The 14,855-nt window shown below is 66.2% G+C and carries 13 protein-coding genes; 7 read left to right on the top strand and 6 right to left on the bottom strand.

From position 1 onward, the window contains the following. Window positions 1-82: 82 nt before the first annotated feature. Window positions 83-1,552 (bottom strand): IMP dehydrogenase, encoded by a 1,470-nt coding sequence (gene guaB / locus IB273_RS10280; RefSeq protein ID WP_081515933.1) that lies wholly within the window; start codon window positions 1,550-1,552, stop codon window positions 83-85. A 148-nt stretch (window positions 1,553-1,700) separates the two neighbouring features. On the opposite strand from guaB, the gene xseA reads away from it, so the two are divergent. The 4 genes from xseA (at window position 1,701) to IB273_RS10260 (ending at window position 5,285) form a co-directional block, all read left to right on the top strand. Continuing rightward, window positions 1,701-3,080, top strand: coding sequence for an exodeoxyribonuclease VII large subunit (xseA, locus tag IB273_RS10275; protein ID WP_192224010.1), 1,380 nt, complete (start codon window positions 1,701-1,703; stop codon window positions 3,078-3,080). Window positions 3,081-3,086: 6 nt separating this feature from the next. Then, on the top strand, window positions 3,087-3,842 hold the full coding sequence (locus IB273_RS10270) for a M15 family metallopeptidase (RefSeq protein ID WP_081515935.1): 756 nt from the start codon (window positions 3,087-3,089) through the stop codon (window positions 3,840-3,842). Window positions 3,843-4,059: 217 nt separating this feature from the next. Beyond that, window positions 4,060-4,896 (top strand): M23 family metallopeptidase, encoded by an 837-nt coding sequence (locus IB273_RS10265; RefSeq protein WP_192224009.1) that lies wholly within the window; start codon window positions 4,060-4,062, stop codon window positions 4,894-4,896. Next, complete coding sequence (locus IB273_RS10260; protein WP_081515937.1) at window positions 4,896-5,285, top strand: DUF2809 domain-containing protein; 390 nt, start codon at window positions 4,896-4,898, stop codon at window positions 5,283-5,285. Before IB273_RS10265 ends, IB273_RS10260 begins: the two co-directional genes overlap by 1 nt. Here the strand turns inward: IB273_RS10260 and IB273_RS10255 are convergent. The 5 genes from IB273_RS10255 to IB273_RS10235 all read right to left on the bottom strand — a co-directional run bounded on the left by IB273_RS10255 (window position 5,266) and on the right by IB273_RS10235 (window position 10,561). After that, entirely contained in the window at window positions 5,266-5,808 is a 543-nt protein-coding gene (locus IB273_RS10255; RefSeq protein WP_151188081.1) for a GNAT family N-acetyltransferase, read from the bottom strand. The genes IB273_RS10260 and IB273_RS10255 overlap by 20 nt on opposite strands. Next, a complete protein-coding gene (locus IB273_RS10250; protein ID WP_192224008.1) occupies window positions 5,808-6,314 on the bottom strand; it encodes a copper chaperone PCu(A)C in 507 nt (168 codons plus the stop codon). Before IB273_RS10250 ends, IB273_RS10255 begins: the two co-directional genes overlap by 1 nt. A 138-nt stretch (window positions 6,315-6,452) precedes the next feature. Beyond that, the gene (locus tag IB273_RS10245) at window positions 6,453-7,823 is read right to left on the bottom strand and encodes a PepSY-associated TM helix domain-containing protein (RefSeq protein ID WP_192224007.1); all 1,371 of its coding nucleotides are present in this window, start codon (window positions 7,821-7,823) and stop codon (window positions 6,453-6,455) included. Between the two features lie 53 nt (window positions 7,824-7,876). Next, window positions 7,877-9,988: a TonB-dependent copper receptor gene (locus IB273_RS10240; protein ID WP_192224006.1), complete on the bottom strand. Its 2,112-nt coding sequence runs from the start codon at window positions 9,986-9,988 to the stop codon at window positions 7,877-7,879. A 105-nt stretch (window positions 9,989-10,093) separates the two neighbouring features. Beyond that, window positions 10,094-10,561, bottom strand: a complete 468-nt coding sequence (locus tag IB273_RS10235; RefSeq protein ID WP_192224005.1) for a DUF2946 domain-containing protein — start codon at window positions 10,559-10,561, stop codon at window positions 10,094-10,096. Window positions 10,562-10,960: 399 nt separating this feature from the next. On the opposite strand from IB273_RS10235, the gene leuA reads away from it, so the two are divergent. From leuA to IB273_RS10220, 3 genes are all read left to right on the top strand, one after another. Further along, window positions 10,961-12,631 (top strand): 2-isopropylmalate synthase, encoded by a 1,671-nt coding sequence (gene leuA, locus IB273_RS10230; RefSeq protein WP_081515945.1) that lies wholly within the window; start codon window positions 10,961-10,963, stop codon window positions 12,629-12,631. A 75-nt stretch (window positions 12,632-12,706) separates the two neighbouring features. Then, window positions 12,707-13,207 carry a hypothetical protein gene (locus IB273_RS10225; protein ID WP_192224004.1) on the top strand — a complete coding sequence of 167 codons (501 nt, stop codon included), beginning with the start codon at window positions 12,707-12,709 and terminating at the stop codon, window positions 13,205-13,207. A gap of 249 nt (window positions 13,208-13,456) precedes the next feature. Then, window positions 13,457-14,824: a spinster family MFS transporter gene (locus IB273_RS10220; protein ID WP_192224003.1), complete on the top strand. Its 1,368-nt coding sequence runs from the start codon at window positions 13,457-13,459 to the stop codon at window positions 14,822-14,824. Window positions 14,825-14,855 lie beyond the last annotated feature (31 nt).

Genomic DNA, 14,855 nt, shown 5'->3' with positions numbered 1-14,855 from the left:
GGCCATCTCTCGTAGCGAAATTCTCAAACGACACGGGGCTGTATCAACCAGCCCCGTGTCCGACTCATTTACCGAAGAACCCTCAACCTACGCGGTAGTTCGGGGCTTCCTTGGTGATCTGTACATCGTGGACGTGGGACTCGGCCATGCCGGCGCCGGTGATGCGCACGAACTGCGGCTTGGTGCGCATGTCCTGGATATCGGCGCTGCCGGTGTAGCCCATGGCGGCGCGCAGGCCACCCATCAGCTGGTGGACGATGGCCGTCAGCTGGCCTTTGTAGGGCACGCGGCCTTCGATGCCTTCGGGCACCAGCTTCTCGGCGCCAGCGGAGGCGTCCTGGAAGTAGCGGTCGGAGGAACCGGTGGAGCCGGCCATGGCGCCCAGCGAACCCATGCCACGGTAGGACTTGTAGGAGCGCCCCTGGAACAGCTCGATCTCGCCCGGAGCCTCTTCGGTACCGGCGAACATCGAACCCATCATCACGCAGTAGGCGCCAGCCACCATGGCCTTGGCCAGGTCGCCGGAGAAGCGGATGCCGCCGTCGGCGATCAGCGGAACGCCGGTGCCTTCAAGGGCTGCGGCGACGTTGGCGATGGCGGAGATCTGCGGCACGCCGACGCCAGCGACGATGCGGGTGGTGCAGATGGAACCTGGGCCGATACCGACTTTCACGGCGTCGGCGCCGGCGTCAGCCAGTGCCTTGGCGGCTTCGCCGGTGGCGATGTTGCCGCCGATGACCTGTACCTGCGGGAAGGTTTCCTTCACCCAGCGCACGCGGTCGATCACGCCTTTGGAGTGGCCGTGGGCGGTGTCGACGACAACGACGTCAACGCCGGCGGCAACCAGGGCGGAAACGCGCTCGCCAGTGTCGGCGCCGGTGCCGACGGCTGCGCCGACGCGCAGGCGGCCTTCGTCGTCCTTGGAAGCCAGCGGGTAGGTCTTGGCCTTCTCGATGTCACGGAAGGTCACCAGGCCGGTCAGGCGGAACTTCTCGTCGACCACCAGCATCTTCTCGATGCGGTTCTCGTAGAGAGCGGCCTTGATCTCTTCCAGGGCCGTGCCTTCGCGGGCGGTGACCAGCTTTTCCTTCGGGGTCATGATCGCGGACACGCTGTCGCCGACGTTCGGCTTCACGCGCAGGTCGCGACCGGTGACGATACCGACCAGCTCACCCTCTTCCACCACCGGGAAGCCGGAGAAGCCGTATTCGCGGGCGATCTGCAGCAGCTCGATGATCTTGGTCGACGGGGTCACGGTGACCGGGTCGCGAACGATGGCGGTCTCGTGCTTCTTGACCTTGCGGACCTCGGCGGCCTGCTGCTCGATGCTCATGTTCTTGTGGATGATGCCGATGCCGCCTTCCTGGGCCATGGCGATGGCCAGGCGGGCTTCGGTCACGGTATCCATCGCGGCGGACACCAGCGGGATGTTCAGTTCGATGCCACGGGTCAGGCGAGTCTTGAGACTCACGTCCTTGGGCAGGACTTCCGAATAACCTGGAATCAGGAGGACGTCGTCGAAAGTGAGGGCTTCTTGGCTGATGCGCAGCATGGCGGGGGCTCCCGATCGGGAAAAATGGAAGCGCGGCATTATATCTCAGTCAGGGGGTCGGGCTCAACGCAACCGGACGATCTGAATGAAGCCTTTATGAACCTCGCGCGCTGGCCCCTGTCCGCAGGCCCGCTTATCATCCTTCGCCATGCAGAAAGATCCCTTCCAACGGCTGGGCCTCGACCGCGAGGTTCTGACCGTCAGCCAGCTCAACCAGCGCGCCCGCCACTTGCTGGAGGACGTGTTCCCGCAGGTCTGGGTCGAGGGCGAAATCTCCAACCTCGCCCGACCGGCGTCCGGCCACATGTACTTCACCCTCAAGGACAGCAACGCCCAGGTGCGCTGCGCGCTGTTCCGGCAGAACGCCCTGCGCGTGCGCCAGGCCCTGCGCGACGGGCTCGCGGTGCGGGTGCGCGGCAAGGTTTCGCTGTTCGAAGGGCGTGGCGACTACCAGCTGATCGCCGATACCGTCGAGCCGGCCGGTGATGGTGCGCTGCGCCTGGCCTTCGAGGCGCTGAAGGAAAAGCTCGCCGCCGAGGGCCTGTTCGCCGCCGAGCGCAAGCAGGAACTGCCTGCCCACCCGCGGCGCATCGGCATCGTCAGCTCGCCCACTGGCGCGGTGATCCGCGACATCATCAGCGTATTCCGCCGCCGCGCGCCACAGGTCGAGCTGACCCTGATCCCCACCGCCGTGCAGGGTCGCGAGGCCATCGGGCAGATCGTCCGAGCCTTGAAGCTGGCCGACGCACAGGGCTTCGATGCGCTGATCCTGGCCCGTGGCGGCGGCTCGCTGGAAGACCTCTGGTGCTTCAACGAGGAACCGGTGGCCCTCGCCATCGCCGCCTGCGTGACGCCCATCGTCAGCGCCGTGGGCCATGAGACCGACGTCTCCATCAGCGATTTCGTCGCCGACGTGCGCGCGCCCACGCCCTCGGCCGCCGCCGAGTTGCTGGCGCCCCACAGCGGCGATCTGCAGCAGCGCCTGGACAGCCTGCGCCGCCGGCTGATCCTGCGCATCCAGGACCGCCTGACCCGCGAGCGCCTGCGCCTGGAAGGCACCGCCCGGCGCCTGCGCCACCCCGGCGAACGCCTGCGCCAGCAATCCCAGCGCCTGGATGACCTGGACATGCGACTGCGCCGCGCCTTCGAGCGCCAATTGCAGATTCGCCACGAGCGCGTCGCACGACTGGACACCCGCCTCGCCGCGCAGCACCCCGGCCGCAACCTGGCCCTGCTGCGCCAGCGCCTGGACAACCTCAGCGCCCGTCTGCCGCGCGCCACCAACGCCATCCTGCGCGAACAGCGCCAGCGCCTCGACAGCCTGATGCAGACGCTGCACATCGTCAGCCCGCTGGCGACCCTCGGCCGTGGCTACAGCATCCTGCTGGACGACAAGGGCCAGGCCATCCGCAGCGCCGCGCAGACGAAGAACGGCCAGCGCCTCAAGGCCAAGCTGGGCGACGGTGAACTGGAAGTGCGGGTGGAGGACAACCACCAGGCCCCCGTCACCCTTTCCCTGCTGGACTGATAGCCGATGACCGACCTGCTCGCGCCGATCCTGCCGCAACCCGATCCGGACTGGGCCGAGGCCTTCCGCGTGCCCATCGTCGAATGCGACCAGCCGCTGCAGGCGCTGGGCATCGCCACCGGCTTCGCGGTGTGGCCGGCCTACCACCGCCTCGGCGTGCCGAACGCGCAGCCGGAATGCTATGCGCGTACCGAAGTCTTCGAGCGCCTGCTGCACGCCGCGAGCCTGCTGCCCGATGGCATCCGTCTGGTGATCCTCGATGCCTGGCGGCCCTTCGCGGTGCAGCAGCACCTGTACGACACGCTCTACGAGATCCTCCGCCAGCACGAGCCGGACGCCGATCCGCGCGAGCTGACCCGGCGCACCCGTGAGTTCGTCGCGCCGCCCAGCACCCGCGCCGAGTCGCCCAGCCCGCACCTCACCGGCGGTGCCATCGACCTGACTCTGTGCGACAGCGAAGGTCGCTGGCTGGACATGGGCAGCCTGTTCGACGAGGCGACGCCGCGCTCCTATACCCGCCATTACGAGGAGATTGCCCAGCCCGACGGAGCCCAGCGCCGTGTGCGCGACAACCGCCGGATGCTGTTCAACGCCATGCTGGCGGCGGGCTTCAGCAACCTCTCCAGCGAGTGGTGGCACTACGACTACGGCGACCAGCTGTGGGCCGCGCACCTGGGCAAGCCCCACGCCATCTACGGCCCGGCGCAGGTGCCGTCGCTGGAACAACTGTGGCGCCAGCAGCTCGAAGGCCTGCGTCGCTAGCAGCTGCTTTTGTAGGATGGTGTGGAGCGCAGCGATACCCATCAATGGCGCAGCTGGGTTATCGATGAGTATCTCTGCGCTCCACCCACCCTACGTTCGTGCTCCTGGATTGGTCTGCTGCACAACTGGATTCCGCTTTCGACGAAATCGCCGCGCCCGCCGGAGCGGCCCGTGTAGACTGCCCGCTTCATCCGCCGACACGTCCACGGATAGCGCCATGTTTCGAATTTCCTGCCTGCTCGTCACCGCCCTGTTCACCCTGACCGCCCACGCCGAAGGCTTCATCAGCCGCACGCTGAACAAGCCGGTGCCCGGCGGCGTCGCCGTCGTCCAGCTGGGCCAGGACGCCGCCGTGCCGACCGCCACCTACCAGGGCAAACCGGTGCTGGTGGTACGCGAAGAAGGCCGCGACTGGATCGCCATCGTCGGCATCCCGCTGACCACCAAGGCCGGCAGCCAGCAGATCGCCGTGAAGCAGTCAGGCGCCAGCCGCAACCTCGGCTTCAGCGTGGGCAACAAGCACTATAAGGAGCAGCGCATCACCTTGAAGAATACCCGCCAGGTGAACCCGCTGCCCGAAGACCTCAAGCGCATCAACCGCGAGCTGGCCGAGCAGACCGCCGCCTACCGCAGCTTCAGCCCCGGTACGCCGAGCAACCTGGTGCTGGACAAACCGGTCAACGGCCCGCTCTCCAGCCCCTTCGGCCTGCGCCGCTTCTTCAACGGCGAGGAGCGCAATCCGCACTCCGGGCTGGACTTCGCCGTGCCCGCCGGCACCCCGATCAAGTCACCGGCCGCCGGCAAGGTGATCCTGATCGGCAACTACTTCTTCAACGGCAACACCGTGTTCGTCGACCACGGCCAGGGCTTCATCAGCATGTTCTGCCATATGTCGAAGATCGACGTGAAAGTCGGCGATGCGGTTCCGCGCGGCGGCGTGATCGGCCGCGTCGGCGCCACCGGCCGCGCCACCGGGCCGCACATGCACTGGAACGTCAGCCTGAACGACGCCCGCGTCGACCCGGCGATCTTCATCGGCGCGTTCAAGCCCTGATGCGGCTTCGCTTCGATGGACGCAGCGCCCTCTTCGCGCTGCTCTGGTTCGCCGTACTGGCCTGGCTGGCCACGGGCGGGGCGCACCTCGGCTGGTTGCGCGGCTTCGGCGGCGACGTGCTGGCGGTGATCTGGCTGTACTGCCTGCTGCGCACAGCTATCGATGCTCCTGCCCACTGGCTGGCCGCTGCGGCGCTGGGCTGTGGATTGATCATCGAGCTCGGCCAGTACCTCGCCGCGACCTTCCACTGGCAGATAGGCAACCGCGCGCTGCGCATCGTGCTCGGCGCCACGCCGGACTGGCTGGATGTGCTGGCCTACTGCATCGGCTTCGTGCTGATCCTCGCGGCGCGGCAGACGCGCCTGGCCCTCAGGCCAGCGGGTAGCTGAAGAACAGCGCCATCTCCCCGGGCAGCACCTGCGCCGGGTCGTAGAGGTCGGTGGACAGCCCGCTGAGGGCGAAGCCGCGGGAGCGGTAGAAGCCCACCGCCGGCAGGTTGAGGTTCTGGGTTTCCAGCCACAGGTGGCGCGCCTCGGTGCTGCGCGCCCAGTCCAGGCAGCCTTCCAGCAATTGCCGGCCGACGCCCTGGCCGCGCGCGTCGGCGAGGACGAACAGGTCGTCCAGCACCGCGCGGCGATTCCAGATTTCGTAGCGGGCGATGGCAAAGCCCAGCCGCTCGCCTTCCTCGTCGACGACCACGGCGGTCCAGTCGGCCGCCGTGACGTCGTCCTTCAGGTCGGCGAAGGGATAGCGCTTGGTCTGCGTCTCGGCCAGACGCTCCTCGCGCAGGATGAAACCATCGGCGGCGCTCTCGATCCGCAGGATCGAGTCGCTCGAGTAGCTGCCGTCGAAACCCAGCAGCCACTCGCCGTCTTGCGCCCACACCAGCGGGCGCAGGAGCCGGTCGCTCATCAGTTCATCTGCATGCCGTGCATGTCGTGGCCCATGTCGGTGCCCCCCTCTGCTCCTTTAGAGAGTGGAGCTTCCTTCTGCACCGCGACCTCGACCTTCACATCGCCGGCCTTCTGGAAATGCAGGGTCAGCGGGAAGCGCTCGCCGTCGGCCAGCGGCTTCTTCAGGCCGAACAGCATCAGGTGGTACTGGCCGGGCGCGAAGACGATCTTGCCGCTGGCGGGGATATCCACGCCCTCGACCTTCACCATCTTCATCATGCCGTCCTTCTCCACGTGCTGGTGCACTTCGGCGCTGGCAGCACGGTCGGTGTCGGCACCGAGCAGGCGGTCCGCCTCCTTGCCGTGGTTCTGCACGATGAAGTAGGCGGCGCCGTTCACCGAGTTGGCCGGCAGCAGCAGCGACCACGGGTGGTCGATGTGCAGGTTGCCGGCCTCGTATTCATGGGCCATGGCGGCGCCGGAGAAGCCCAGCAGGACAGCGAAAGCAAGCAGGGTTTTACGCATGTTCGAGACTCCAGTTGGCTTGTGATCAGGTCCGCCGCAGCGGCGGGAATCCATCGGGCCGCGGGCGCAACGATCGCGCCGCAGCATAGCCTGCCTCGCGGCAGGCGTCAGGGTGGAAGCACGTTCCACCCGCAACTCTCAACTCAAGGCCGGGCTGCGCGGCTTGATCCGCGACAGCACCGCCCAGTCCAGCGCCCAAACCAGCAACAGCGACGCACCCACCAGCGGGAAGGCGACGCCGAGGATGACCATGATCGCCACCCCGCCCTTCCAAACCGGCAACGCATGGGGCATCGGCGGCACACCAAGGCGCCCCTGCGGGCGGCGCTTCCACCAGATCCACAGGCCGCTGACGGCGCTGAGCAGGATCATCAGGCAGACAGCGAGCATGAGCATCTGGTTGAACAGACCGAACATCTTGCCTTCGTGCAGCATCACGCCGGACTCGACACCCTTGGCCACCAGCCCGTAGTCCTTCCAGCGCACGTCGGCGAGTACCTTGCCGGTGTACTGGTCGATGTGCAGGGTGGCGTCGTTGCGCGAGTCGTCAGCGAACACCGAAACGGTGAACACGCCCTGCTCGCCCTTGGGCAGGGCGATGGCGTAGCCCGGCGTCACACCAGCCTGGTTGGCGGTATCGACCACCTGCTGCAGGCTGATCTGCGGCATCGCCATACCGCCGGAGCCGTGAGCCATGTGCTCGGCGTGGGCGCCGCCGGACATCGGCATCGGGGTGTTTTCCATGGCCCAGGGGATGGTCTGACGATGCGCATCATTGAGCGTGCGCGCCTCCAGGTCCGACTTGGGCACCTCGTTCCACATGGGTGCCGGGAAGCGGTTCCACACGTCGGCGAAGGTCTTGCCCCAGAAGCCGGTCCAGGTCATCCCGGTGAGCAGCATGAAGAGCATCAGCAGCGAACCCCAGAAGCCGACCACCACGTGCACCTCGCGCCACAGCGCGCGGCCGCGACGCGACAGGTCCGGCCACAGCAGCACCCGCAGCGAACGCTGGCGCGGCCACCACAGGTACAGGCCGGACACCACCAGCACGATGCCCCAGCCGGCAGCCAGCTCGATCAACCGGTCACCGACGGTGCCGATCATCAGCTCGCCGTGCAGCGCGCGGGCCATCGCCTGCAGGTTGGACTTGCCGTCCTGCACGCCGAGCAGCTTGCCGCTATAGGGATCGACGAAGGCGTTCACCTCGCGTCCATCCAGCTGCGCGACGAACTGCGCGCTGCGGTCGGCGGCCGGCGCCGGCAGGTACTGGCTGACCTGCAACTGCGGGTTCTGGTGATGCAGGTGCATCAGTTGCTCGTCGGCAGACAGCCGCACCTCACCCGGCTTCACCTGCAGCAGGTCGCTGTACATCAGCGGGTCGAGCTGCGGCTTGAACAGGTAGATGATCCCGGTGATCGACAGCAGGATCATGAACGGCGCGACGAACAGCCCGGCATAGAAGTGCCAGCGCCAGGCCAGGTTGTAGAAATCGAATGTCTTCTTCTGCATTCGTTGATCTCCTCACGCAAGGAGGCCCCCGACTGGCGGGGGCCGGTCGGGCTTTAGAACGAGAAGTCCACTTTGGTCCAGAACGTACGTCCCGGTTCGTGGATCGATTCGGGGTCGTTGGCCGGGTAGCCGAAGCCGGCGTTGCCCGCCAGGTTCAGGTGCTCGGCGTAGTCCTTGTCGAACAGGTTGTCGACGCCGGTGCTGACCTTGAGGTTCTTGCTCAGCTTGTACGCGCCGTTGAGCGAGAACACCGCGAAGCCGGGGCTTTCGTCGAAGTCGTAACCGACCACGTTGCCCTGGCTCTCGGCAATCCGGCCCTGGTGCGCCACCACGCGCCAAAGCCCGCCGGCGCTCCAGTCGCCTTCCTCGTAGGTCAGGCCGAAACGCGCTTCCAGCGGCGGCATCTGCGGCAGCGCAGTGTCGTCGGTGGTGTTCTTGCCCCAGGCGTAGGCCAGGGTGCCGTCGGCGGTCCAGTTGCTGGTCAGCGCGTAGGCCGCGCCCAGTTCGCCACCCAGGATGCGGGCATCGACGTTCCGCGCCTGGGAGGTGCGGCCCATCATGCCGCCGGGCATGTAGTCGAACAGGATGTAGTCGCGGATCACCCCGACGTAGCCCGAGGCCCAGGCCTTGAGCTTCTCGTCCTCGTACTGCGCGCCGAAGTCCAGCTGGGTGGTCTTCTCCGGCTTGATGCTGTCGAAGGCGTTGACCGAGCCGGTCGGCCCCTTGTCCGGGGAGAACAGCTCCCAGTAGTCGGGGAAGCGCTGCACGTGGCCGAGGCCGACGTAAAGGGTGGTCGGCGTGTCGGCCAGGTCGTGCTCGTAGCGGGCGAAGCCGCTGGGCAGGGTATCGGCGCGGGTGTCGTCGGCGGTGGGATTGGGCATCGCCATCATCCCCGAGCCGGTGCTCTGCCGGTAATCCTTGACCGAGGCGCGGTCCAGGCGTGCGCCGGTGATCACCCGGTCGCGGTCGGCGGCGTACCAGGTCAGCTCGCCGAAGGCGCCGTAGTTGTGGAACACGGCGTCCTTGTCCCACGGCTGCTCGTCATAGGTGTTGATGCCCATGCCACTGCGTTCGCGGTGTTCGTTGGTCTGTGCATCGACGCCGGTGATCAGCTTGAAATCGTCCCAGCGCCAGGTGGCGGCCAGGCGCCCGCCGAGGGTGCGGCGGTCGACGTTGGAGGCCATGGGGCCGGCCATCATGCCGGTGCCCGAGGGCGTGCGCAGGCTGTAGTTGTCCATCACGTGGTCGGCGTAGTTGTAGTAGACCTGCGCCTCCAGCTTGTCGAGCACGCCACCGATGTTGGACTTCTCGAAGCGCAGGCCGAGGCTTTCGCGCTTGAACTGCGAGCCGTCCATGCCACGCCCGGCGTAGCGCGCCTCGCCATCGCCCTTGCCGGCGGTGAGTTCGACCAGGGTGTCGGCGTCCGGCGTCCAGCCCACGGCCACGTCGCCGTTCCACTTGTTCCAGCGCGAGGGCACGGTGTTGCCGCTGCCGTCTTCGTAGTCATCGGACTGCGACTTGTTGCCGGTGAAACGCAGGTAGCCCTCGGGGCCACCGGCGGCGGCGTCCAGCACGCGGTCGAAGCGGCCGTTGGAGCCGGCGGTGAGGCTGCCGTTGACGCGCATGCCCAGCTCGCCGAAGCGCTCCGGCTCACGGTCGAAACGGATGGTCCCGGCCGAGGCGCCGGGGCCCCAGATCACGGTCTCCGGGCCCTTGACCACGGTGAGCTTGTCGTAGGTTTCCGGGGAGATATAGGAAGTGGGCGCGTCCATCCGTGCCGGGCAGGCGCCAAGCATGGTGCTGCCATTGGTGAGGATATTCAGGCGCGAGCCGAACATGCCGCGCAGCACCGGGTCGCCGTTGGTGCCGCCGTTACGGATGGCGGAGAAGCCAGGGATGGTCTTGAGGTAGTCGGCGCCGTCGCTGGCGGGGATCGGCTGGCGTGGCTGCTTGGGGTCGGTGACCACGGTCAGCGGCGAACTCTGCGCCACGGCGGTGATGACGCTGGGCGACAGCTCGGTAACCGAAGCATTGGTGGCGTGGGCCGAGTGATCTTCTTCCTCGGCCAGCACCGGGACGGCAGTGAGACCGCCAAGGGCGGTCAGCGCGCACAGGGCGCGCAGGCCGACGGCAGTTTGCCGACGGCGCAGGGGCATGCGGGTCATTCCATGAATTCCATGATCGGTGATGACGCCCGCTCCACGCGTACTCGCACGGCGCGCAAGCGAATGCAGGCATCCGCGCCGGGGTCGGGGAATCGGGATTGCGGGTCAGCCGATCAGGAACGGGGGTGCGCGGGAGCGGGCGCCGGGGAAGACCGGCGAGGCGGGAATGCGGGACGAGACGAACTGGGCGGCGGGCGCGCCGATGGCGGGCAGGCCGTGGTCGATCACGACCGGCGGCGGCGTCAGCGGCGGGCTGTGGATCAGCAGGCTGCAGTAGCCGCACTTCTCCATGAAGGCGTCGGCGGTGAGCGGCTGCTCGCCGTGGGAAACCGGGGCGGCATGATGGTCCCCAGCACGCTGGCTGTCGGAGCAGTGCATGTCCTCCATGCCGGCCATGTCGTGGGACATGGCCTTGCCATGCTCCATCGGCATAGCACTCATGGACACGGCGTGATCCATGGGCATGGCGTGATCCATCGGCATCGACTGGGAGACCAGTGGGCCGACATAGATCATCAGCATGGCGAACAACGCCAGCCAGGTGCCTACGCCTTGTCGTGTACGACGGGTCACGAAATGTCCTTGCGGATGGAGAGTTCCCACCTAGGGCGGGTGCGCAATGATCGCACGGAGTGATAAAGCTTCGCTGCGGCACGAAGACGCAGAATCAGTTAAGCACAGCGATAAGCCTCAAGATAAATTGCTTAAAACGCCAATTCTCGACAATTAATTATCGATAAAAAGTCTTGAAAGACTATTTCTACCAAATTTTTCCAAATGCTTGCCATTGGTCTCCCAGGCCTTTAGCTTGGCACTCATGAAAACCGCACACACCCTCATTCTGCTTCGCCAACACGCCTGTCTGCGCCTGGTCAGCCCGCGACTGCGTGGCTGAGCCCCCTCCCCCGGTTCCGCCTCATTCAGATTTTTATGCGCAGGCCCCGCAGGCCGCAGAGAACAAGGATTCCGCTCATGAGCATGTTGAAAGACCCGTCGAAGAAATACCGCGCCTTCACCCAGATCACCCTGCCCGACCGCACCTGGCCGGACAAGATCATCGACAAGGCGCCGATCTGGCTGTCCACCGACCTGCGCGACGGCAACCAGTCCCTGATCGAGCCGATGGACGCCGAGAAGAAGATGCGCTTCTTCAAGTGCCTGGTTCAGGTCGGCCTGAAGGAAATCGAAGTGGGCTTCCCGTCCGCCTCGCAGACCGACTTCGACTTCGTTCGTGAGCTGATCGAGAACGACCACATTCCCGATGACGTCACCATCCAGGTGCTGACCCAGGCCCGCGACGACCTCATCGAGCGCACCTTCGAGTCCCTCAAGGGCGCGAAGAAGGCCATCGTCCACTACTACAACGCCTGCGCACCGAGCTTCCGCAAGATCGTCTTCAACCAGGACAAGGCTGGCGTGAAAGCCATCGCCGTGGCCGCCGGCCAGACCATCAAGCGCCTGGCCGAAGCCGCGCCGGAAACCCAGTGGGGCTTCGAGTACTCGCCGGAAGTGTTCAGCTCCACCGAGACCGATTTCGCCGTCGAGGTGTGCAATGCGGTGATCGACGTGTTCCAGCCGACTCCGGCCAACCGCCTGATCCTCAACCTGCCCGCCACCGTCGAGTGCGCCACCCCGAACAACTACGCCGACCAGATCGAGTGGTTCGGCCGCCAGATCAACAAGCGCGACAGCGTATTGCTCAGCCTGCACACCCACAACGACCGTGGTACTGGCGTGGCTGCTTCAGAACTGGCCCTGATGGCCGGCGCCGACCGCGTCGAAGGCTGCCTGTTCGGCAACGGCGAGCGCACCGGCAACCTCTGCCTGGTGACCATGGCGCTGAACATGTACACCCAGGGCATCGACCCCGAGCTGGACTTCTCCGACATCGACGCCGTGCGCAAGGTGGTGGAAGAGTGCAACCAGATTCCGGTGCACCCGCGTCACCCCTACGTCGGCGACCTGGTCCACACCGCCTTCTCCGGCTCCCACCAGGACGCCATCCGCAAGGGCTTCGCCCAGCAGAAGGACGATGCCGTGTGGGAAGTGCCGTACCTGCCGATCGACCCGGCGGACATCGGCCGCAGCTACGAAGCGGTGATCCGTGTGAACAGCCAGTCCGGCAAGGGCGGCATCACCTTCCTGCTCGAGCAGGAGTACGGCATCAGCCTGCCGCGCCGCATGCAGATCGAGTTCAGCCAGGTGGTGCAGAACGAGACCGACCGTCTCGGCCTGGAGATGACCGCCGAGCAGATCTACACCCTGCTGCAGACCGAGTACCTGCAGGCCGTCTCCCCGTTCGGCCTGAAGAACTACCGTCTGCAGGAAGAGAACGGTGTCTGCGCCATCGACATCGACGTGACCCACAAGGGCGAGCAGCATCGCTGGCACGGCAAGGGCAAGGGCACCCTGGAAGCCCTGGTCGCCTCGCTGCCGGTGGACGTCGAGATCATGGACTACAACGAGCACGCCATCGGCGCCGGCACCAATGCCCGCGCGGCCGCCTATATCGAACTGCGCGTCGAGGGTGGTCGTTCGCTGCACGGCATCGGCATCGATGAAAACATCACCACCGCGAGCTTCCGTGCGCTGTTCAGCGCCCTGAACCGCGCCGTGACGCTGGGCCACGCGAAAGCCGCGTAAGCCTTAAGCTAACCTGTAAGTCCCTTTGCCCCGAACGCCTTGTGCGTCCGGGGCTGTTTTCGAAGGAGCGAGAACATGACGGACACCTCGCAGGACAATCCCTTCCAGACTCCCGCCGCCGCACTCCAGGACGCGGCAACCACTGCCACAGGCGAACCGCTCTATCGCATCGCCGCCGTTGGCATCGCCACCTTCTTCGGCACGCCCCTGGCCGGCGCCTGGGTCATTGTGCAGAACCTCAAGGCACTCGGCCGCAGCCACGAATCCCGCAACATCTGGTTGATGGGCATCGGCTTGACCCTCGCCATCTTCGTCATCGGCTACTTCCTGCCGGAAAATACATCCGGTACGCCCATCGCCGTCGGCAGCGTCGTCGGCATGTACTACCTCGCCAAGCAGACCTTCGGCGTCGCGGTGGAGCGGCACCTCGTCGGCGGTGGACAGTGGCGCTCGAACTGGCGTGCGTTCGGCGTCAGCCTGCTGTTCCTGCTTGCGGTCGTTGTTGCGATTTTGGTTAGCACTCTTGCCTTCTCGCTTGCCCAAGGCTCCTTGTTTTTTCGAACCGTCCCCGCCTAAAGATTCCCCCTAGTCCCCTAGGGGGCAGTCTCCGCAATGCTGGTGCTCGCCCCGATTACCCCTGCCTCGCCCCTTCCCTAGTCTTGCGTGCACTGCCGTGAAAACGGCAGGCAAACAAAAAACCGTGTCACGCAATCAGACACATTCGGCTGCCCCTGCCTTGCGTACAGAGGCGCCTGGTTACCTACAACAACAACGAGCTCGACGTGCTTGGCCATCTGCCTTCACCCGCTTCAGGAGCCAGTAACCGTGACCCCACAATCCCACCCGAAATCCGCCCGTAATTCGCGTTATTCCTGGTATGTCGTCGTGCTCTGCATGGTGGCGTACATCTTTTCCTTCGTTGACCGGCAGATCCTTTCGCTGATGATCGAGCCGATCAAGGCCGACCTGCAGATCAGCGATACCCAGTTCAGCCTGCTCAGCGGGCTGGCCTTCTCGCTGTTCTACGCCTTCATGGGCCTGCCCATCGCCTATCTCGCCGACCGCTCCTCGCGGGTGAAGATCATCGCCATCGGCGTGGCCTTCTGGAGCATCGCCACCGCCGCGTGCGGGCTATCGAAGAACTTCCTGCAGATGTTCCTGGCGCGCATGAGCGTGGGCGTCGGTGAAGCCGCGCTGACGCCGGCAACCTACTCGATGCTCGCCGACCTGTTCCCCAGGGAGAAACTCGGCCGCGCGCTGGGGCTGTACTCCATGGGGGCGTTCCTCGGCGGCGGCCTGGCCTTCCTGGTCGGCGGCTATGTGATCGAGGCGCTGCGCGACGTGCCGGCCATCGACCTGGGCTGGCTGGGCCAGGTGCGCTCCTGGCAGATCGCCTTCTTCATCGTCGGCCTGCCCGGCGTGCTGGTGGCGCTACTGATCGCGCTGACCATCCGCGACCCGGCGCGCAAGGAGGTGAACCCGCAGCACAAGGCGACCATCGGCGACGGCCTGCGCTTCCTGCGCCGCCACCGCGCAACCTTCACCTGCCACTACCTCGGCTTCTCGTTCTTCGCCATGTGCCAGTACGCGCTGATGGGCTGGGCGCCGGCCATGTACATCCGCCAGTACGGCCTGACGCCGCTGGAGGTGGGCTACATCCTCGGCGGCATCCTGCTGGTGCTCAACACCGCCGGGGTGTTCTGCGCCGGCTGGCTGGTGGATGTGCTGCAGAAGCGCGGGCGCAGCGACGCGGCGATGATCAGCGGCATGCTCGGCGTGGCCTGCACCATTCCCTTCGTCATCGGTTCGGTGACAGCGAGCAGCCTGCAGCTGTCGGTGCTGCTGATGGGCCCGGCGATGTTCTTCTGCGCCTTCTGCATCTCCACCTCGGCGGCCGCCATGCAGGTGCTCACGCCCAACCGCCTGCGCGCGCAGGTGTCGGCGCTGTTCCTGCTGGTCTCCAACCTGATCGGCCTGGGTGTCGGCACCACCCTGGTGGCGCTGCTTACCGACCACTACTTCAAGAACCCGAAGGCTGTCGGCTCGTCCATCGGCATCATCGTCACCCTCGCTGGCCTGCTCTGCCTGTGGCTGCTCGGCATCGGGCGCAAGCACTTCCGTCGCAGCCTGGGCCAGGAGCAGACGGCCCAGCCTGAAACCGTGCCGCTGGACAGCGCCGCCACCGCGAACTGATCGCGCCCGCCTCGACAAGACGTACGCCCGT

Source organism: Pseudomonas sp. PDM19, from assembly GCF_014852215.1.
Classification (GTDB): domain Bacteria; phylum Pseudomonadota; class Gammaproteobacteria; order Pseudomonadales; family Pseudomonadaceae; genus Pseudomonas.
This window is presented reverse-complemented; position numbering and strand designations above follow the sequence as displayed.

Bases quoted from the DNA above. Each gene is read 5' to 3' on its own strand.
- IB273_RS10245 (WP_192224007.1), bottom strand. From the start codon at position 7,823: ATGCAGAAGAAGACATTCGATTTCTACAACCTGGCCTGGCGCTGGCAC.
- IB273_RS10270 (WP_081515935.1), top strand. From the start codon at position 3,087: ATGACCGACCTGCTCGCGCCGATCCTGCCGCAACCCGATCCGGACTGG.
- IB273_RS10240 (WP_192224006.1), bottom strand. From the start codon at position 9,988: ATGACCCGCATGCCCCTGCGCCGTCGGCAAACTGCCGTCGGCCTGCGC.
- leuA (WP_081515945.1), top strand. From the start codon at position 10,961: ATGAGCATGTTGAAAGACCCGTCGAAGAAATACCGCGCCTTCACCCAG.
- IB273_RS10255 (WP_151188081.1), bottom strand. From the start codon at position 5,808: ATGAGCGACCGGCTCCTGCGCCCGCTGGTGTGGGCGCAAGACGGCGAG.
- IB273_RS10250 (WP_192224008.1), bottom strand. From the start codon at position 6,314: ATGCGTAAAACCCTGCTTGCTTTCGCTGTCCTGCTGGGCTTCTCCGGC.
- IB273_RS10225 (WP_192224004.1), top strand. From the start codon at position 12,707: ATGACGGACACCTCGCAGGACAATCCCTTCCAGACTCCCGCCGCCGCA.
- xseA (WP_192224010.1), top strand. From the start codon at position 1,701: ATGCAGAAAGATCCCTTCCAACGGCTGGGCCTCGACCGCGAGGTTCTG.
- IB273_RS10265 (WP_192224009.1), top strand. From the start codon at position 4,060: ATGTTTCGAATTTCCTGCCTGCTCGTCACCGCCCTGTTCACCCTGACC.
- guaB (WP_081515933.1), bottom strand. From the start codon at position 1,552: ATGCTGCGCATCAGCCAAGAAGCCCTCACTTTCGACGACGTCCTCCTG.
- IB273_RS10260 (WP_081515937.1), top strand. From the start codon at position 4,896: ATGCGGCTTCGCTTCGATGGACGCAGCGCCCTCTTCGCGCTGCTCTGG.